The 18897-nt window shown below is 69.9% G+C and carries 13 protein-coding genes and 1 pseudogene; 3 read left to right on the top strand and 11 right to left on the bottom strand.

Going from position 1 to position 18897, the window contains the following annotated elements:
• Window positions 1-146: 146 nt before the first annotated feature.
• Entirely contained in the window at window positions 147-332 is a 186-nt protein-coding gene (locus Pflav_RS24290; protein WP_232071848.1) for a hypothetical protein, read from the bottom strand.
• Window positions 333-653: 321 nt separating this feature from the next.
• On the opposite strand from Pflav_RS24290, the gene Pflav_RS24285 reads away from it, so the two are divergent.
• Complete coding sequence (locus Pflav_RS24285; RefSeq protein WP_173038458.1) at window positions 654-893, top strand: DUF397 domain-containing protein; 240 nt, start codon at window positions 654-656, stop codon at window positions 891-893.
• Window positions 894-1091: 198 nt separating this feature from the next.
• Window positions 1092-1928 (top strand): helix-turn-helix domain-containing protein, encoded by an 837-nt coding sequence (locus Pflav_RS24280; protein ID WP_173038456.1) that lies wholly within the window; start codon window positions 1092-1094, stop codon window positions 1926-1928.
• A 171-nt stretch (window positions 1929-2099) separates the two neighbouring features.
• Here the strand turns inward: Pflav_RS24280 and Pflav_RS24275 are convergent, their stop codons facing one another.
• The 8 genes from Pflav_RS24275 to Pflav_RS24240 all read right to left on the bottom strand — a co-directional run bounded on the left by Pflav_RS24275 (window position 2100) and on the right by Pflav_RS24240 (window position 11953).
• Complete coding sequence (locus Pflav_RS24275; protein ID WP_232071846.1) at window positions 2100-3938, bottom strand: GH39 family glycosyl hydrolase; 1839 nt, start codon at window positions 3936-3938, stop codon at window positions 2100-2102.
• Window positions 3935-5380, bottom strand: coding sequence for a glucoamylase family protein (locus tag Pflav_RS24270; protein WP_269474636.1), 1446 nt, complete (start codon window positions 5378-5380; stop codon window positions 3935-3937). Before Pflav_RS24270 ends, Pflav_RS24275 begins: the two co-directional genes overlap by 4 nt.
• An 85-nt stretch (window positions 5381-5465) precedes the next feature.
• On the bottom strand, window positions 5466-6293 hold the full coding sequence (locus Pflav_RS24265) for a carbohydrate ABC transporter permease (protein ID WP_173038453.1): 828 nt from the start codon (window positions 6291-6293) through the stop codon (window positions 5466-5468).
• Window position 6294: 1 nt separating this feature from the next.
• A complete protein-coding gene (locus Pflav_RS24260; protein ID WP_173038451.1) occupies window positions 6295-7239 on the bottom strand; it encodes a carbohydrate ABC transporter permease in 945 nt (314 codons plus the stop codon).
• Between the two features lies 1 nt (window position 7240).
• On the bottom strand, window positions 7241-8509 hold the full coding sequence (locus Pflav_RS24255; RefSeq protein ID WP_173038449.1) for a sugar ABC transporter substrate-binding protein: 1269 nt from the start codon (window positions 8507-8509) through the stop codon (window positions 7241-7243).
• 5 nt (window positions 8510-8514) lie between these two features.
• On the bottom strand, window positions 8515-9552 hold the full coding sequence (locus Pflav_RS24250; RefSeq protein ID WP_173038447.1) for a LacI family DNA-binding transcriptional regulator: 1038 nt from the start codon (window positions 9550-9552) through the stop codon (window positions 8515-8517).
• Between the two features lie 44 nt (window positions 9553-9596).
• On the bottom strand, window positions 9597-10634 hold the full coding sequence (locus Pflav_RS24245; RefSeq protein ID WP_173038445.1) for a carbohydrate-binding protein: 1038 nt from the start codon (window positions 10632-10634) through the stop codon (window positions 9597-9599).
• Window positions 10635-10696: 62 nt separating this feature from the next.
• Window positions 10697-11953: an acyl-CoA dehydrogenase family protein gene (locus tag Pflav_RS24240; protein WP_197938729.1), complete on the bottom strand. Its 1257-nt coding sequence runs from the start codon at window positions 11951-11953 to the stop codon at window positions 10697-10699.
• Between the two features lie 289 nt (window positions 11954-12242).
• On the opposite strand from Pflav_RS24240, the gene Pflav_RS24235 reads away from it, so the two are divergent.
• On the top strand, window positions 12243-14447 hold the full coding sequence (locus tag Pflav_RS24235; protein WP_232071844.1) for a peroxidase family protein: 2205 nt from the start codon (window positions 12243-12245) through the stop codon (window positions 14445-14447).
• 80 nt (window positions 14448-14527) lie between these two features.
• Here the strand turns inward: Pflav_RS24235 and Pflav_RS24230 are convergent, their stop codons facing one another.
• Complete coding sequence (locus Pflav_RS24230; RefSeq protein ID WP_173038440.1) at window positions 14528-14983, bottom strand: DUF6232 family protein; 456 nt, start codon at window positions 14981-14983, stop codon at window positions 14528-14530.
• Window positions 14984-15076: 93 nt separating this feature from the next.
• Window positions 15077-18777: pseudogene (gene hrpA / locus Pflav_RS24225) on the bottom strand (ATP-dependent RNA helicase HrpA); the annotation flags it as partial.
• Window positions 18778-18897 lie beyond the last annotated feature (120 nt).

Raw genomic sequence — 18897 nt, 5'->3', positions numbered from 1 at the left:
TCTCCTCTCGACCGGAGGCCCTTACATCGAAGGACCTCAAGATCAGAGAGGAAACATTCGCAACGATCTGTTTCAATCGCGTTAGTGCGCGGTAACGAGTGCCTGCCTTGTCCGATCCTGTCGGGGGTCAGGACCGAACAAGGACGTCAGCGGCGTTGTGGTGCGCGATCGAGAAGCGGGTCCACGTCCGCGCGGGGAACCATGTACGACGCGGTCAGCGTGTCGACGCCGGTGCCGCGGGCACTGCTCGGCCGGTAGGTCACCGTCGCGGCCCTGGGGGAGACCGTCTCGACGACGCCGGCACGCCAGTCGCCGCCACGGTAGACCCACACACGGTCTGACGGACTGTAACTGTCCGTAGGCGCCACGGCCTTAGGGTCGCGCTGGGTTGGGTCGAAAGTTGGGGCTGCCATGCTCTACTCCCAGCAGGTGGTTTTGGCTTCGTGATGGCTGTGGGGACAGAGGGGGTGCCCCGCGGGCCGCCATTGGCCCGCGTTTCCGTCACAAAACGTGAACGACCTTGCACTAGTAGCACAGAGTTATCATGCTAGCTGGCCCTTGCAGACGCAAGGGCTGATGCACGTGCAGATGATCTGATCCAACCCTGGCGTCCGTGCCCCAAGCCCGTACGCAGGCCCATGAGAAAGACGTCGATGAGCCAGATTGTCAACGGCACGCCCGCCGGCCAGCTGCCGGTGGTCGCGTGGCAGAAGAGCCGCCGCAGCAACCCCAGCGGAAACTGCGTCGAGGTGGCCGAACTGCCCGGCGGAGCGGGGATCGCCGTCCGCAACTCGCGAGACCCTGAGGGGCCCGCACTGATCTACACCACGGAAGAGATAGCCGCGTTCATCCTGGGCGCCCGAGACGGGGACTTTGACCACCTCCTGAGCTGAGGGAGGGCAAAGCCCGACGGTAGGGGGTGGTCGGTGCCACCGGCCAGCCCCTTTGCGTCCCCTGCGCCAATGATGAACGAAACGGGGATCCTCCTCGTCATACGGTCATGGCATGCTTACCCCCGGCAGCGATGAAGCAGGGAGGGCAGCGTGACGACAGGGCCGGAGGCCAGCGTTGGCGGGCCGACAGTTCTGCGGATGCTGCTTGGTTCACAGCTGCGCAAGCTTCGCGAGGCCAATGGCGTGACCCGCGAAGCCGCCGGATGGGAGATCCGGGCATCCGAGTCCAAGATCAGTCGGATGGAGCTCGGCCGGGTCGGGTTCAAGGAGCGGGATGTGGCCGATCTCCTGACGTTGTATGGGGTCAATGACAAGTCCGAGCGCGAGGCGCTCCTGTCGTTGGCGCGGCAGGCCAATACACAGGGGTGGTGGCAGCGCTTCAGCGACGTGCTCCCGTCCTGGTTCCAGGCCTACCTCGGGCTCGAGACCAGCGCCGGCATGATCCGTACGTATGAGGTGCAGTTCGTCCCCGGCCTGCTCCAGAGCCGGGAGTATGCGCGGGCGGTCGTGATGATCGGCCACGGTGCCGCGGGGCTCGACGAGATCGACCGCCGTGTCGACGTGCGCATGGCCCGCCAGCAGCTGCTCACCCGCCCGGGCGCCCCGCACCTGTGGGCGGTGCTCGACGAGGCCGTGCTGCGCCGCCCGATCGGTGGGCGCACCGTGATGCGCACCCAGATCGCCGCGCTGATCGACGCCACCAAGCTGTCCAATGTGACCATCCAGGTTGTCCCGTTCAGCGCGGGCGGGCACGCGGCGGCGGGCGGCGCCTTCACGATCCTCCGCTTCCCCGACGCCGAGCTGCCCGACGTGATCTACACCGAGCAGCTCACGAGCGCGCTCTACCTGGACAAGCGCGACGACGTCGACCAGTATGCGGCGGCGATGGAGCGCCTCTGCGTCGAGGCCGCGCCGCCCGACCGCACGCTCGCGCTGCTGGAGCGCGTCCTCCACGAGTACGACAGCGAGCCGTAGACACTCTCTAAAGAGATTTGAGCTACCGCGACGTCCGTCGTGGTCCAGACCGCTGCTCCCGCGGCCTCACCCTCCGCGCTTGGCAAAGCCCACCCCATTTCGGCCTACGGCCGGTCTGGGGCGGTTAGGGCGGCATGGGCGCCCTAACCGCTCCCAGACGGGGCCTGGCCCTCAGGGCATGGGGACCAGCTCCATGCAGGAGATCGCGGGCATCGGGAGGTCGAAGGCGAGCGCCGTCGTACCGTTTCGGGCCTCCAGCACGCGCGACGGCTCCACCTCCGCGAGCCGGTCCGCCTCGCGCAGCGCTGCCCATTGCCGCTCGTCCGGCCAGTCGCGGCCCTCGCTGATCGTGCGCCAGAGCGCCGCGATGTTCGAATGCGTGGCATCCACCCGCCAATGTGTCAGCCGGTACGCGGCCGAGGGCAGGCCGGTCACGTCCACGGTGACCGCCCGGTCCAGCTCGGGGTCGCCATCGGCCTTGGCGTGATCGAGCGTCGCGTTCCACAGCAGGACCGTGACCGTGCCGTCGCCTGACCGCGCCGCCCACGCCTCGACAAGCCCGGCCGCGCCGTCGCCGGAGAGCGCGACCGGCAGCTCGGTGTCGCCGAGCCGCTGGGCGAGCGTGAGCGCCCAGTACTTCGGCTTGGCCAGGTTGCCGACCGTCAGCAGCCCGAAGCCGCCGTGCGTCAGCCGTGGCGGCCGCCCCAGCTCCTCGAAGTGGTCCGAGGCGACCCACGGCGCGAGCGCGTCGACCCGCCGCGACGTCGAGCGCATGCCCCGGAGCAGGAACGCCGCCGCGAACACAGTGTCGTTGACCTCGCTGCCGTGCGTGGCGGTCACGCCCCACTCCGTCCACAGCAGAGGGCGGTCGCCGGCGAGCGGGCGCAGGTCGAGCGGCGGGCTGCCGTACGTGTGGGTGGAGACGAAGTCCACAGGGGACGTCCGGGCCAGCTGGTCGTCGATCCACCCGACGGCGGCCGAGGCGGGGCCGCCGACGCGCAGCCCCGGGTCGACGGCCTTCACCGCGCGGGCGGTCTCGTCGTACAGCCGCCAGAACTCCTCGGGCGTGCCGGACCAGAAGACCGACAGGTTCGCCTCGTTCCACACCTCGAACCACCAGTTGTCGCGTATCTCGTCCAGCCCGTACCGCTCGACGAGGTGGGCGGTCAGCTCCCGCACGAGCCACGACCACTGCTCCCAGTCCCGGGGCGGCGAGATGATCCCCTCGTACGCGAACACGGTGCGCGAAGGGTCGCTGGCCAGGTCACGGGGCATGAACGAGAGCTCCACGACCGGCCGCATGCCCAGCTCCAGGACGGTGTCGTAGACCCGGTCGACGCCACTGAAGTCCAGCCGCGGCCGACCGTCGACCACCTTGTACACGCCGAGGTCGTCGCAGAGGATCGCGTGCGCCCGTACCTGCTGGACGCCCAACTCGTCGCGGACCCGGCGCAGCGCCTCGGTCAGCTCGGCACCGATCGGCCGGCCGCCGGTCGTGTCCTCGCACAGCAGGTGGCTCAGGTGCTCGGAGCCGACCATCGCCCGCCACGGCCGGTGCAGCGGACCGGCGTCGACGTCGGCGGCCACGTGCACCGCCACCTCGGCCAGGCCGTCGGCAGCGCCGGCGCTGGCGGCCGCCACCGCGGGCACGCTGAGCGGGCCCATCGAGGTCACCGTGCTGAGCGGCGCGACCGCGTACCAGTACTGGCGGAACGGCTCGCCGGTCGTGTCCGCGTACGGCCCGTGCGGCACCGCGAGCACGTCTCCACCGCCGTGGTCGACCGGCTCGTACGGGCCGGACGAGGCGGTGGCGCGGTGCACGGCGTACCCGATCGCGCCCGGCACCGGCTCCCAGCTGAGCGTCACGTGGCCGCGGCCACCGGTCGCGACGAGCCCATTCGGCGCCGGCAGGTCGGCCGGCACGATCTGACCCGGGGCCCGGTCCTGCGCACCGCCGGACCCCATGAGCCGCGCCCAGCCCGCACGGGCCTGCTCCTCGACCGAAGTCACCAGGCCGCCTCCTGACGCGCCGGAACGTTGAATGTCTCCATCGCCATCAGCGGCCGCAACGCCCGCTCGATCTGGGGCGTCACGAACGCCCGGCGGACCGAGTCGTGACCCAGCTCGTTGCCGAGGGCGCCCAAGATCATGGACTGGTCGAGCGCCAGGTACCGCTTGGCCACCGTGCCGCTGCGCACCGCGATCGCGTCGTAGAAGCCGCCCGGCCCGTACGCGTCGAGGTTGGCGCGCATCTTCGCAAGGTTGTCCACGACCGCGCGCTTGGCGTACGGGAGGGCGAGGAATGCCGCGTGCGGCGTCACCACACCGTCCCCATAGGTCGGTGCCGGACCGCCCGCGCGGCAGTCACCGAAACCGGCGTCGTAGTTGGACGCCTCCACGTCGGACGGGTAGCCGCCCGGGTCCATGCCCATCGCGTCCACGCCCCACGCCTTGTACCCGCCGAAGGGGTCGGAGGCGGGGGAGAAGCCCCAGTAGCCGTACTTCGCGTCGCGCAGGCCGTGCTCGATCTGCCCAGCCACCGTCGCCGGGTGGTTGCGGCCCCAGCTGCGCGGGCCCCACTTCGCCTCGGGCACGAACAGGTCCGGCATCAGCGCCTCGAACATGTCGCCGCCCCAGCTCGGCACGAACTGGATGCCCCGGTACGTGAACGCGCCCTCGAAGACCGGCACGCCGAGGTGGGTCGTGTGGAAGCCGACCGCTTTCTGCTCCAGCCACGACCAGTCACAGGTGTCCGGGAACGTCCGCTGGGTCGCGAAGTAGTGTGCGGGCGGGATCTGCCCGAACGCGATGCCGAGGTAGCTGGCGATCCGCGGCTCGGTCACCGCGATGTCGTAGTGGTTGCAGGTGTACCAGACGTCCGGCCCGCGGTCGCGGTAGTTGTCGACGACCGAGCAGCCGGGCGGCTGGGTGTCCCAGAACCCGCCGCGCAGCAGCCCGGCCGGGATGTCCGGCCCGCGCGCGGCCGGGTTGTAGTAGAAGCCGAAGTCCATCGGGGTCAGCAGAGCGGCGGCCTGCGCCCGGTGCTCGGGGAACGTGTTGCGCACGACCAGCAGCGCGGCCGCCAGCCAGCCGTTGTCCACGCTGGACAGGAACGGCGTGACCACGTTGCCATCCTCCGGCCAGGTGTGCAGCACCGCGCCGGTGTGCGGGTCGTACCAGTTGTAGAACATGCCGGAGTCGTCGTGCCGGTCCAGGTCGGACAGGCCATCGAGCGCGGCACCGACCACCTTGGACGCCTCGCGGCGGGAGATGGTGCCGATGTCTCGGGCGGCCACGGCCGACCACATGAGACCGCCGATGTTCGTCGGTGACGTGTACGCCGAGCGGCTGGCCGGCGCCAGGTCGCCACCGATGTTGTCGGCGGGCAGTCCGGTGGCCGGGTCGACCATGGCGACCATCGACCGCCAGGTGTCGCGGGCATACGTGCGCAGGGGTCTTCGGACGCGGAGGCGGGGGCGGCGGGCAGGAGCAGGACCGCGGCGGAGGCCGCGGCGAGGAGACGTCGCATGGAAACCCTCACTTGAGTCCGGTCGTCGCGATGCCCCGCAGGAAGTGGCGCTGAAGCAGGACGAACACGATGACCACGGGCAACAGGACGGCGACCGCACCGGCGAGCACGAGCCCGTACTCGATGCGGTTCTGGCCCACGCTGTACAGCGCGAGCGCGACGGGGAGCGTGTACTTGTCCTCGGTGGTAGCCACGACGAGCGGCCACAGGAAGTTGTTCCAGGAGGCGAGGAACGTGAGGATGGTGAGCGTGGCCAGCGCCGGGCCGCACAGTGGCAGCACGATCCGCGCGAAGATGCGCAGCTCGCCGGCACCGTCCACTCTGGCCGCCTCGATGAGCTCGTCCGGGATGGACAGCAGGTACTGCCGCATCAGGAAGACACCGAAGGGTGTGGCCAGGAAGGGCAGGATCAGACCGCCGTACGAGTTGACCAGCCCGAGGTTGCTGACCAACACGAACTGCGGCACGAACGTCACCATGCTCGGCACCATCAGCGTGCCGAGCACGACGAGGAAGAGCGCCCGCCGGCCGGGGAAGCGCAGCTTGGCGAGCGCGTACCCGAGCAGCGAGCAGAAGGCGAGATTGCCCAGGGTGGTCAGCACCGCGACGATCGCCGAGTTGGCGAACGCCTGTGGGAAGTCCAGCCTGGACAGCAGCTCGCGGTAGTTGTCGAGGGTGAAGACCTCCGGCCACCACGTGGCCGGGATGCGGCGGATCTCCGCCTCCGGCTTCATCGACGACAGTACGGCCCACAGGAACGGGCCGACGACAACGAGCAGCCCGGCGCCGAGGACCGTGTACAGCCCGACGCGCGCGACGAGATCCCTGCGGCGCATGTCAGTCCCTCGATCCGAGGAGGCGGAACTGGAGTACGGACAGGCCGACGATCGCGGCGAAGAGCACGTAGCTGACCGCCGCCGCGTAGCCGTAGTTGCCGAAGCCGAACTGGTTGTAGATGTGGTACGAGACGGACAGCGTGGAGTCGAGCGGTCCGCCCCGGGTCATCACCAGCGGCTCCTCGAAGAGCTGGAGGTAGCCGATGCTGGTGACCACGCCGCCGAAGAGGAGCGTGGGGCGCAGCATCGGCACCGTGATGTACCGGAACTGGGCCCACCGGCCGGCACCGTCCAACCTGGACGACTCGTACAGCTCTGCCGGGATCGCCTGGAGCCCGGCCAGGAAAATCACCATCAGGAAGCCGAAGTTGCGCCAGACCGCCATCACGATGATCGACGGCAGCGCCAGGTTGGGGTCGCCGAGCCAATTCGGCCCCGTCACACCGACCGCCCGCAGCGCGTTGTTGATTAGCCCGGCCTCGGGGTCGAGCAGGAAACGCCACACCACGGCCAGCGCCACGATGCTCGTCACCACCGGGAGGTAGAAGCCGACCCGGAAGAGCGTGCGGAACTTCACCAGCCCCGAGTTGAGCGCGCTCGCCGCGGCCAGCCCGGCCGCGATCGTCAGCGGAACGCCGACGACCACGAAGATCGCGGTGTTCAGCGCCGCCCGGCGAAACTGCGTGTCGTCCAACAGCCGGGCGTAGTTGTCCAAGCCGACGAACTCCACCGCGAGGGGTGTCCGCAGGTCGGTCGAGCGCAGGTCGGTCAGGCTCATCACCAGCGACGCCACCACGGGCAGCGCCATGAAGAGCAGGAAAAGGACCGTGAACGGGGTGGCGAAGGCCCAGCCGGCGAGGCCCTGCCGGAGCCGGTACGGCGGGCGGGCACCGGCCGTGGCGTTCGCCTCGGCCGGTGCCTTGGCTGGTGCTGTCGCCGTGGCCATGTCAGACGCCGGTGCCGATGCCGGTGGCTCGCTGCTGCATCGTCTTCGCGGCCCCGGCCGGGTCCGCGTTCGACTTGGCGACCTTCTCGACCTCGCCGTCGATCACCGCGGCCACCTGCTCCCAGGTGGGTATCGCCGGCGGCGACTTGGCGTCCTTGAGCTGCTCGCCGAACGTGGCCAGGAACGGGTCACCGGAGAGCGTCGAGTCGTTCCACGCGCCCTGTACCGCCGGCAGGTCGGAGACCGCCTGGTACCACTTGATCTGCACCTCGGGCCGGCTCAGCCAGGAGACGAACTTCCAGGCCCCGTCCCGGTTTTTGCCGTCCTTGAAGACGGCCAGGTTGCTGCCGCCCACGAACGACGTCGCGGACTGCTTGCGCGGCATGGGTGCCACCGCGAACTTGTCCTTGAACCCGGCGCCGCCCTGCTCGGTCAGCAGACCGACGTGCCACGGGCCGGAGATGAACGCGCCCAGCGTGCCGTTGATGAAGCTCTGCTCCAGCGCGCCCTGAAGCGACAGGTCGGTCGGCGGCGAGAGCTTGTCCTTGAAGAAGGACTGGTAGTACGCGAGCGCCTCAGTCACCTGTGGACTGTCCAGAGTGAACGCGTCGCCGTCGGTGAGGTTGCCCCCGTTGGACCAGGCGAACGGCATGAAGCTCTGCCAGCTTCCGGTGCCGCCGGGCTGAAGGTTCATGCCCCACTTCGCGCCGCCCTTGTCCCGCATGGCGGTGGCGAACGACTTCAGCTCGTCCCACGTCGTCGGCGCGGTCACGCCGGCCTTCGCGGCGAGGTCCTTGCGGTAGTAGATGAGCCGGGTCTCGACGTACCACGGCACGCCATACGAGGTGTCGTCGACGACGGTGGTGTCCCAGGCACCCGGGAAGAACGCGCCCTTCTCGATGCTGCCGTCCGGTGTCGGGTCGAGCGCGCCGGTCTTGGCGAACTCCCCCATCCACGTCGTACCGAGCATCGACACGTCCGGGGTCTGCTTACCGGCGATCGCGCTGGCGATCTTCTGGTGGGCGGCGTCCCACGGCACCGCCGTCACGTTGACCTTCGCGTCCGGGTTTTCCGCCATGAAGTCCTGGGCGAACGCGCCGAGCTTTTCACCCTCGGTCCCCATCGCCCATACCGTGATCTCGCCGCTTGCCTTGCCCTCGGAAACCGGCTGCGCGGCGTCTTCGCCGCCGCCTGAGTCGCGGCCGCAGGCGCCGAGCACCAAGGCCGCGACGAGCACCGCGGCGGTGCCCAACCGCCGATGCGTTGTCATCTTGTCTACCTCCCAGGGGGATGGGTGCCACAGCTCCGGCGGACCGTGAGCTGCGTGGGGAGGACCTGGCTGCGCACCGCGGCCCGCGGGCGCGACCGGTCCGAGCCGCCTTCGGTGATGCGGTCGTGCAGCCAGTGCGCCGCGGTGGCGCCCAGCTCCCGCATCGGTTGACGGACGGTGGTCAGCCCGGCGAACCGGGCCGCCATCACGTCGTCCCAGCCGGTGACCGCGAGGTCGTCCGGCACGGTCAGGCCGGCGTCGGTCGCCGCCGTGTGCACGCCGAGGGCCACCTCGTCGTTGGCGCACACCACGACCTGTGGACGGGTGCGCCGCCGCAGCAGCGCCCCGGCCGCCGCACGGCCGGCCTCGATGTCGAAAGCGCAGCGCACGGGCGCCGGCACGGCAACGCCCACGGCGCGCAGCCCGGCGGCGAACCCCGCATACCGCCCGGCGACGTCAGGGGAGTCGTCCGGGTCGCCGACGAAGGCGAACCGCCGGTGGCCGTGTGCCACCAGGTGCTCGGCCAGCTCGCGCGCGCTGCGCTCGTTGTCGGTGCGGATGGTGTCCACAGAGGAGACGGGGTCGCGGGCGACCAGCACGAGCGGGGGACCGCTCGCGGCGATGCGCTCCACGACGTCGTCGCCGACGGTACGGCCCATGACGACCATGCCGTCGACCCGGCTGGCGAGCTCCAGCACCTGCGTCGCCGCGTCCCGCCGGCCGTGCGTGGCCAGGATCAGCACGCTCCGGCCGAGGTCGGCGGCGACCTCCTCGTAGCCGAGGACCACCTCGGCGTAATACGGCCCGACGAGGTCCGGGAACACGATCCCGTTGGCCGCGTGCTGGCCCTCGGCCAGCGAACGGCCCAACCGGCTCGGCCTGAAACCGAGCTCCTCGACGGCGGCGAGCACCCGTGCCCGCGTCTCAGGCGTGACGAGATCCGGGTCGCGCATCGTCCGCGACACCGTCGCGATCGACACACCGGCCCTCTGAGCGACCTCGTAGATGGTCACTCCAGTGCGCCGCTTTGAAAGCGCTTTCATCGCCACGATGGCAGTCTATACCCGAGTGGTGCTTGTGCTAAACCTCAGCCGAGAAGACTGATTCGATCCAGTCTTGGCGAGAAGCCGTCCGGGTTGCTGAAGGTCAGGTTGTTCCGCCCGCCGACCAGCTGGATCGTGAACGTCCGCGAGGCAACCACGTCGAAGCCGCCGCTCGACGGGAACTCCAGCCGTAGATGCGTCTCGGTGTTGACGGACAGGATCGCGGAACGGTCCTCGCCGCTCACGTACTCGACGGTCAGCGCGTACCGGTTGGTCGTCGGCACGTCCACCTCGGTGAACGAGATAAGTCCAGGCGCCTCGCCCGGCCCGCTACCGATGTTCTGCACGATCCGGCCGCCCGAGGCCCGGCGGAGCGAGAGCACCTCTGCGCCGCCGACGAGCGCGGCGTCCTCCGCCTCGTACGCGCGGGTGAACGGCCCCTCCGGCGGCGCGGCCTTCGCGCGGGACGGGGTGGGCGTGGGCTTGGCGGCGGCCGGGATGTCAGCCGGCCCGATCCCCTGGTCGGCGCTGGGGGCCGGCACCTTGGGCGGGGGCGCCGGCAGCGCGAGCCCCCGCCCGCCGTCCGGCTCGCCGCCGTCCGGCGAGAGCATGGCCACCGCTACGATCGCCAGTGCCAGGACCGCGATCCCGGCCGCCCCGACCCGGACCCGCTGCCGGCGCGGCCCGGGCGCGATCATCTCGCTGAGGCGGCGCCGTCCCTGGTAGACATAGCGCCCGACGCCCAGGGCGAGGCCGGCACCGGTGCTTTCGGCAGCGGCCCGGCGCCGGGGCGGAGGCACGGGTGCGGACACCGGCGCGTCCAGGTCGACCGCCGGCGCCTCGTACGGCGCCGGTCGTGCCTCGCGCGGCTCCGGCTCGTCGTCGTCCGGCGCGGCGTGCGCGCCCCTCGCCGGCACGGCCGGTGGTGGCGGCAAGGCGATCCTCTCCGGCGCTGCCGGCAATGCCAGCGGCTCCGGCGCCGCAGGCAGTGCCAGCACACGCCGGCCCGCGCTACGCGGTGGTGGCAGCCACCCGCCGACCCGCAGCCGGTCGATAGGCTGGCGTTCGCGATCCGCAGTCATCGCACCTCGCTTGGTCCCCTCCGGTCCAATACGGTGCTGCTGGATTATCGGATGAACACGCGTCAGGTATAAATTCCGGGCGGCGGGTCCCAACCCGACAGGACGTTAGCGCCGATCTCGATGTGCTTCCAGTCCACCGGGTCGTGCAGGGCCAGCGTCCGGGCGTCCCGCCAGTACCTGTCGAACCCGGTGCCGGTGCGCGTCGAGCTGGTCCCCATCAGGGCGAACGCGTCGGTCGTCGCGGCCAGCGCGGCCTTCGTGGCGGCCGTCTTCGCGGCGAAGATCGGCACGGCGAGCTCGGTGCGGCTCAACTCGCCCCGCTCGAACGCGTCCAGCAAGTCACCGGTCGCCATCGTCAGCGCGTACGCCGCCGCGAGCCCCGCGGTCAGCTCGCCGGCGAGCCGCTTCACGACGGGGTCCTCGGCTGCACTGTCCACACCGGCGGGCGGCCACGGGCGGGCCCGTGACGCCACGAACGGCACCGCCGCGCTCAGCGCGCCGATCCCGATTCCCACGAGTACGGCGGCGAAGCCGGCCTGGTAGCGAAGCGAATTCTGCGGGAGCGGGGCGCGGCCGGGCACGCTCGCCCGCAGCGCCGGGTCGGTGCGCACCTGGCGGAACGTCACCGTCCCCGAATCGGTCGCGCGCTGGCCGAGCATGTCCCAGTCGCGGTGGACGGTGACTCCCTCGGCGTCGGGCGGTGTCAGGTTGAGTTGGAGGCCGAGGAAGAAGTTTTCCGCCGCGCCCTCGGCCGCCGGGTTGAACGCCCACACGGCGATCAGGTCCGCCTCGGCCGCGCCGGTCGTGTAGATCTTCTCGCCGTCCACAGTGAACCCGCCGTCGGGCTTGGGTGTCACGACGGTGCGCCACGGGTCGTCCACCTTGTGCCCGGACTCGGCGACGGCCAGCCCGAGGATCGCGCCGTCCCGGATCCTTCCGGAAAGCGTGGGGCGCAGCTCGTCCGGGCAGTAGACGAAGATCTCGCGGGTCAGCTCGTCGTGCACCTTGAATATCTGCGCGACGGACGAGTCGGCGGCCGCGATCCGCACCTGCGCCTCGAGGGAGACGCGGTGGGACGCGCCGAGGCCGCCCCACTCCGCGGGCAGTCCACTCTGGAGGATGCCGCTGCGCTTGAGTGCCGCAACCGAGGCGGTGGGGTAGCGGCCCGTGGCATCGGCCTGCGCCGCAGCGGGCGCGATGTCAGCGTCGAGTACATCTTGGAGGGTGGCCAGCGCGGCCAGCTCGTCGGCGCGGAAGCGGGCCGCAGACGGTGCGGGGATCGCCGCGCCGAGCAAGGTGCGGGGCGTCGTGGCAGTCACGCCGCCCAACCCTACCGGTGCCGGGCCCGCCCCGTGTTACCCGACTTATCGATGCCTTTTCGATAACTGTAACCCCCAAGGGTTTTGCGTTTATTTGAATCTATTGACTTCGAAATTTGACGGGATCAGTCTTCCGAACCAGGCACGCGGTTTCATCCGGGGCGCCAAATCGCACGCCTTCGTTGTTTATAGAACCGCTTGCATGGGAGGTACGATGCGGAAAAGACCCTGCCTTCGTGCGCCAATTCTCGTCGGGATCGTCATCCTCACAACGGTCGCTGGTCCGTCCGTGCCCGCGTTCGCCGCGGCGGATGTGTCCACGTTGGCCGTTCCGTTCACGGTGCAGAGCCTGGACGGGTCCGGTAACAACGCGGCCAATCCCACGTGGGGCCAGGCCAACCAGCCGTACTCGCGGGTCGCGGCGGCCCGTTACGCGGACGGGCGGAGCCGGCCGGTGAGTGGGCCGAACTCTCGTTACATCAGCAACCGGGTATTCAACGACGTGTCCCAGAATGTCTTCTCCGAGCGCCAGGTGACGGCGTGGGGGTGGACCTGGGGACAGTTGCTGGATCACACGTTCGGCCTCCGGCTGGGTCGGGCACCGGGTGATCCAGCGGGGGAGACGGCCAACATCCCATTCAATGCGAATGATCCCCTGGAGGAGTTCGAGAACACGCTCGGATTCATTCCGTTCGCCCGCTCCGATCCGGCCCCCGGGACCGGAGCGACGAGCGCCCGCCAGCAGGTGAACACCAACCCGTCGTACATCAACGGGTTCGCCATCTACGGCGGCACCAACGCGCGCCTGGACTGGCTGCGGGAAGGCACGGTCGACGGCAACCCGGCCAACAACAACGCCCGCCTGCTACTCCAGAACAGCTACCTGCCACGGGCGAACGCGCGGGGCAACGCCTCGACCGCGCCGGCGATGGAGATCGACGGCATCCTGCGGGCCAACCCGGCCAGCGCGATGGTCGCCGGTGACGTACGGGCCAACGAGAACCTGTTCCTGACCGCGACGCACACCCTCATGGCGCGCGAGCACAACCGGATCGTGGGCCTGCTGCCCGCGTCGCTGTCCGAAGAGGACAAGTTCCAGATCGCCCGCCGGGTCGTGATGGCCGAGCAGCAGTACATCACCTACAGCGAGTGGCTACCGGCGATGGGCATCAGCCTGCCCGCGTACCGGGGCTACAACGCGAACATCAACACCGCGCTCTCGAACGAGTTCGCCACCGTCGGGTACCGGGTGCACAGCCAGATCCACGGCGAGATGGAGATCGCCGCTGATGCCGACCGGTACACGCCCGCCCAGCTTGCCGCGTTCCAAGCACAGGGCATCGAGATCGTCCAGGACGGCGACGAGGTCGAGCTGGTCGTCCCGCTCAACCGCGCCTTCTTCAACCCCAACCTGGTGCCCTCGGTCGGGCTCGGGCCCGTGCTCCAGGCGATCGGCGGCGAGCCGCAGTACAAGAACGAGGAAATGATCGACAACCAGCTGCGCAGCGTGCTCTTCCAGATCCCGGTCTCCGGCAACCCGGAGTGCCTGGACGGTGAAGGGCTGCCCGAGTGCTTCGACGCGGTGCTCGACCTCGGCGCGATCGACGTCGAGCGGGGCCGGGACCACGGCATGCCGACGTACAACCAGATGCGCCAGGCGTACGGGCTGCCGACCCGCACGTCGTTCACCCAGATCACCGGCGAGTCCAGCGCGGCGTTCCCGCCGGGGACCGGGCTGGACAACCCGGCCAGCCTGAACTTCCCGCGGCTGTTCGACGTCTTCAACGCCGAGGTCGACCAGGCCGACGAGGACGCCGTGGAAGGTACCCCGGTGCGGTTCAACCGGGCCAGCCCGCTCGCCGCCCGCCTCCAGGGCGTGTACGGCAACGTCAACAACGTCGACGCGTTCGTCGGCGCGCTGGCCGAGCCGCACGTGCCGGGTACCGAGTTCGGCGAGCTCCAGCGGGCCATCTGGACCCGCGAGTTCCAGCGGCTGCGCGACGGCGACCGCTTCTTCTACGCCAACGACCCAGCCCTCCAGTACATCCAGAACACCTACGGCATCGACTACCGCCGTAACCTCGGCGACCTGATCGCGCTCAACAGCGACGTTCCCCGCGCCGAACTGCCCCGCAACGTGTTCTTCGCCGAAGGCAACGTGCCACCGGCCAGCTGCCGGGTCACGTACCGGGTGGAGAGCCAGTGGACCACCGGGTTCCAGATCAACATGTCCATCACCAACACGGGCTCCACGCCGATCCCGGACGCCTGGACGCTGCGCTTCGTCTTCCCCAACGGGCAGCAGATCACCCAGCTCTGGAACGGAGTCGTCACTCAGGACGGGGCCCGCGTGCCGGTCACGAACGCCACCTGGAACGGCACGCTGAACCCCGGCCAGACCCTCGACGGCGTCGGGTTCAACGCCACCTGGAGCGGTACCAACAACCGACCTACCGCGTTCTCGCTCAACACCACGGCCTGCACGGTCGGGTGATGACGCCGGCCGGGGCCAATGGCCCCGGCCGGCTCCGCGCGTCCGGGCTGTGGCAGGCGGTCCGGACGCAGGGCCGGGTCTCACCGGTGCGGGCTTCGCCTGCCGCGCTCGATGGCGCGGATCAGCGCCCGGCTGACCTGACCGAATTCCTGCTCGTTACCGGTCTCGAAAAGCAATGTGGGCCGACTCCGGTAGTCGGCCCACATCTGGAAGCTCGCCGGCCACCGCTGGCCGGCGAACATCATGCCTCCCAAGGCGGCCGCCGCGGTGAGCGCGGCGATGGCCCAGGCCGCTGGCGTGCTGAACACGAACGCCACCGGCGCCACGACGACAAGCTCGGCGACGCCGATTAGGAGGGCTGCGCGAACGGGGGACGACATCGGCCCACGGGCTCGCTCGAAGTGGTCCAGCTCGGCGATCTGAAACCGCCTGCCGCCCACGACCAGCCACTGGTCGGTGACGGCGACGCCGCGCTGGTTGTAGAAGGTGGTGGAACCGGGCGACCGGCCCGGACGGCTGAGGTGGTCGATGCTCATCGCGGCCTCCTTCGCTACCCCTCACTATCGGTGGCTAGGAGGCTTATGGCAATAGCGCAATCTGCCAGGTGGCAGATTGCGCCCTGGCTGGACCTACAAGCTGTCCATTGCGCGGTATATGCGCTGTTCTGAGATGGGGTACGCGGTGCCGAGAGCCTGCGCGAACAGGTTGATACGCAGCTCCTCGATCATCCAGCGGATCTCGTGGAGCGCGTCGCTCGGCGGCAACTCCTGCCGCAGTTGCGCGTACTCCCGCTGGATCTCCTCGACCACCCGGGTCTGCTGGAGGTCACGCTGCGGGTTCTGCGGCAGCCGGTCCAACCGGCGCTCGATCGCGGTGAGGTAGCGGCCCAGGTCGGACAGGCGCCGCCGGCCGGTCGCGGTGATGAAGCCGCGGAAGACAAGCGAGGAGAGCTGGGCCCGGGCGTCCGCGAGCGAGGGCATGAGGTCGAGGCGCATTCCGGGCCCCCGCGGTTAGGGGAGTAAGACAGCGTTTTGAGGCGCTGCTCCACCTGGTACGCGGCGGCGAGCACCCGCCGCACCTGGGCGACCACCGCGACGAGCCCGTCCACGTACCCGGTGCGGACCGCGTCACGCAGCTTCCCGAAGCCGTCCTCGTCCCACGCCGGGCCGCCCGCATCCGCCATCAGCTGGTCGACGACCGCACCCGCGGCATCCTCCAGCAGGTCGGCCACGCTTCGGTGCGGGTTGCGGCTGAGCGCCAGCTTGTCCTCATTGGACAGCCGGCCCTGCATGACCTTCGCGGGCGTGGCGAGGCTGAGGAGCAGCAGCTTGCGGCTGCCCTGCCACATCGCGTACCGCTGCTCGGCCTCCGTCTCGAAGACGCCGACGCCGACCGCCTCGCCCTCGTCGACGAGCGCGGGGTACGCCGTCACCGCGTACCCGGCGCGCTCCTGCTGGACCGTGCGGGGCAGCGCGCCGAGATCCCACGTGCGCAGGCCGTGCCGGGTGATGCCGGGTGCCGCGGCGGTGACCGTCTCGCGGACGGTGGCCCGGAGTCGGTCCTGGAGCGCCGCCAGGTCCTTGCCCTCGGCGAGGGTGGCACCGGCGTCGTCCTCCACCCGGAACGTCATGCGCAGGTGGTCCGGCACCTTCGACAGGTCCCAGGCGTCGCGTGGCACGGGTGTACCGGTCATCCGGCGCAGCTCCCGCTCCAGCGCGTCGAGCAGCGAGCCGTCCGGCGACATCCGGTCCAGCGCGGCGCGGGCGTAGTCGGGCACCGGTACGAAGTTGCGCCGCACCGGCTTGGGCAGCGACCGGATCAGCGCCACCACGACTTCCTCGCGCAGTCCAGGCACCTGGCGGTCGAAGCCTTCCGGACGTACCCGGGAGAGCAGCGGCAGTGGAATGTGGACGGTCACGCCGTCGGCACCGGTCCCCGGTTCGAACTGGTAGGTGAGCCTCAGCGCCAGCTCGCCCTGCCGCCACTCGTCCGGGTAGTCGGTCGCCCGCACGTTGCCGGCCCGCTCGTTGATGAGCATGGCCTTCTCGAACGTGAGCAGGTCGGGCTGCGTTTGGCGGGTCTTCTTCCACCAGCTGTCGAAGTGCCGCGCCGAGACCACGTCGGCGGGGAGCCGCTGGTCGTAGAAGGCGAAAAGCGTCTCGTCGTCGACCAGGATGTCCCGCCGCCGGGCCCGGTGCTCAAGCTCCTCCACCTCGGCGAGCAGGTCCCGGTTGTCCTGGAAGAACGCGTGGTGCGTCTCCCAGTCACCCTCTACAAGCGCGTGCCGGATGAACAGCTCGCGGGCCAGCGGCGGGTCGATCCGGCCGAAGTTCACCTTGCGGCCGGTGACCAGCGGTACGCCGTAGAGCGTGACCCGCTCGACCGCCATCACCGCGCCCTGCTTCTTCTCCCAGTGCGGCTCGCTGTAACTGCGCTTGACCAGGTGGCCGGCGAGCTTCTCCACCCACTCCGGCTCCACCTTGGCCACGATGCGCGCCCACAGCCGGGACGTCTCCACAAGCTCGGCGGCCATCACCCACTGCGGCTGCTTCTTGAAGAGCGCGGAGCCGGGGAAGATGCCGAACTTGGCGCCGCGCGCGCCAAGGTACTCGTGCCGCTGGGTGTTCTTCAGACCGACGTGGGAGAGTAGTCCACTGAGGAGCGACAGGTGGATCCGCTGCCCGTCGGCGGGAGGTGCCTTGGGCGGCTTGACCACCTGGCGCAGCTGCCCGTACAGGTCTTGCCACTCGCGTACCCGAAGGTAGTTGAGGAACTCGTTGCGGCACATCCGCCGGAACTGGTTCGACGACAGGGCCTTCTGCTGCTCCTCCACGTACTTCCACAGGTTGAGGTACGCGAGGAAGTCCGACTCCTTGTCGACGAAGCGGGCGTGTTTTTCGTCGGCGGCCTGCTGGTTGTCGGCCGGCCGCTCGCGCGGGTCCTGTATGGACAGTGCGGCGGCGATGACGAGCACCTCGTGTACGCAAGCGTTGCGCTCGGCCTCCAGCACCATCCGCCCCAGCCGCGGGTCGACCGGCAGCTGGGCGAGGCGGCGGCCGAGCTTGGTAAGCCGCTCTCCGTCGAGCGCGCCGAGCTCGTGGAGCAGGTCGACGCCGTCCTTGATGTTGCGCCGGTCCGGCGGCTCCACGAACGGGAACGCGGCCATGTCACCGAGCCCCAGCGCGCGCATCTGGAGGATGACCGAGGCGAGGTTGGTGCGCAGGATCTCCGGATCGGTGAACTCCGGCCGGGACACGAAGTCGTCCTCGGAGTAGAGCCTGATGCAGATGCCGTCGGAGGTACGGCCGGAGCGGCCCTTGCGCTGGTTGGCCGAGGCCTGCGAGATCGGCTCGATCGGCAGGCGCTGCACCTTGAGCCGGTGGCTGTACCGGGAGATGCGCGCGGTCCCGGGGTCCACCACGTACTTGATGCCGGGCACGGTCAGCGAGGTCTCCGCCACGTTGGTGGCGAGCACGACGCGGCGCCCGGTGTGCGCCTGGAACACCCGGTGCTGCTCCGCGGTGGACAGGCGGGCGTAGAGCGGCAGGATCTCGGTGTGCCGCAGGTCGCGCTTGCGCAGGGCGTCGGTGGCGTCCCGGATCTCCCGCTCGCCGGAGAGGAAGACGAGGATGTCGCCCGGCCCCTCGGCGGACAGCTCGTCGACCGCGTCGAGGATCGCCTGCGTCTGGTCCTGCTCCTCGTCGTCCTCGCCGATCGGCCGGTAGCGCACCTCCACGGGGTACGTGCGGCCGGAGACCTCGACGATAGGGGCGCCGTCGAAGTGCTGGGAGAACCGCTCCGGGTCGATCGTGGCCGAGGTGATGATGACCTTCAGGTCGGGGCGGCGGGGGAGGAGCCGCTTGAGGTACCCGAGGATGAAGTCGATGTTGAGGCTGCGCTCGTGCGCCTCGTCGATGATCAGCGTGTCGTACTGCCGCAGCATCCGGTCGTGCTGGATCTCCGCCAGCAGGATGCCGTCGGTCATCAGCTTGACCAGCGTGCCGTCGCTCACCTTGTCGGTGAAGCGCACCTTGTACCCGACGGTGGAGCCCAGCGGCGTGCCCAGCTCCTCGGCGATCCGGTCGGCGACGGTCCGCGCCGCGATCCGCCGAGGCTGGGTGTGGCCGATCAACCCCTCGACGCCACGCCCCAGCTCAAGGCAGATCTTGGGCAGCTGGGTGGTCTTGCCGGAGCCGGTCTCGCCGGCCACGATCACGACCTGGTGGTCGCGGATGGCCGCGAGGATGTCGTCTCTCTTCTGGCTGACCGGTAGCGCCTCGGGGTAAGTGATCTCCGGCACGCTCTCCCGGCGAGCGGCCAGTCGCAACTCCCGATCCATGTCCCCACAAGCTTATCCCGCCTGGCCAGCGCATTTTCGGTACCGCTGGCGCGAGCCTCTGACAAGGTGGCCTCTTAGAGACATGTCGCGTTTGCGAAGCGCGCAAGCTAG

Origin of the sequence: Phytohabitans flavus, from assembly GCF_011764545.1 — a bacterium.
GTDB classification, from domain to species: domain Bacteria; phylum Actinomycetota; class Actinomycetes; order Mycobacteriales; family Micromonosporaceae; genus Phytohabitans; species Phytohabitans flavus.
Note: the sequence above shows the minus strand (reverse complement) of the source record. Positions and strands in the feature narration are given on the sequence as shown.

Excerpts from the sequence above, each read along its gene's own strand:
- Pflav_RS24230 (WP_173038440.1), bottom strand. The coding sequence starts at position 14,983 with ATGAGCATCGACCACCTCAGCCGTCCGGGCCGGTCGCCCGGTTCCACC.
- Pflav_RS24245 (WP_173038445.1), bottom strand. The coding sequence starts at position 10,634 with ATGACTGCGGATCGCGAACGCCAGCCTATCGACCGGCTGCGGGTCGGC.
- Pflav_RS24285 (WP_173038458.1), top strand. The coding sequence starts at position 654 with ATGAGCCAGATTGTCAACGGCACGCCCGCCGGCCAGCTGCCGGTGGTC.
- Pflav_RS24260 (WP_173038451.1), bottom strand. The coding sequence starts at position 7,239 with ATGGCCACGGCGACAGCACCAGCCAAGGCACCGGCCGAGGCGAACGCC.
- Pflav_RS24265 (WP_173038453.1), bottom strand. The coding sequence starts at position 6,293 with ATGCGCCGCAGGGATCTCGTCGCGCGCGTCGGGCTGTACACGGTCCTC.
- Pflav_RS24250 (WP_173038447.1), bottom strand. The coding sequence starts at position 9,552 with ATGAAAGCGCTTTCAAAGCGGCGCACTGGAGTGACCATCTACGAGGTC.
- Pflav_RS24255 (WP_173038449.1), bottom strand. The coding sequence starts at position 8,509 with ATGACAACGCATCGGCGGTTGGGCACCGCCGCGGTGCTCGTCGCGGCC.
- Pflav_RS24280 (WP_173038456.1), top strand. The coding sequence starts at position 1,092 with ATGCTGCTTGGTTCACAGCTGCGCAAGCTTCGCGAGGCCAATGGCGTG.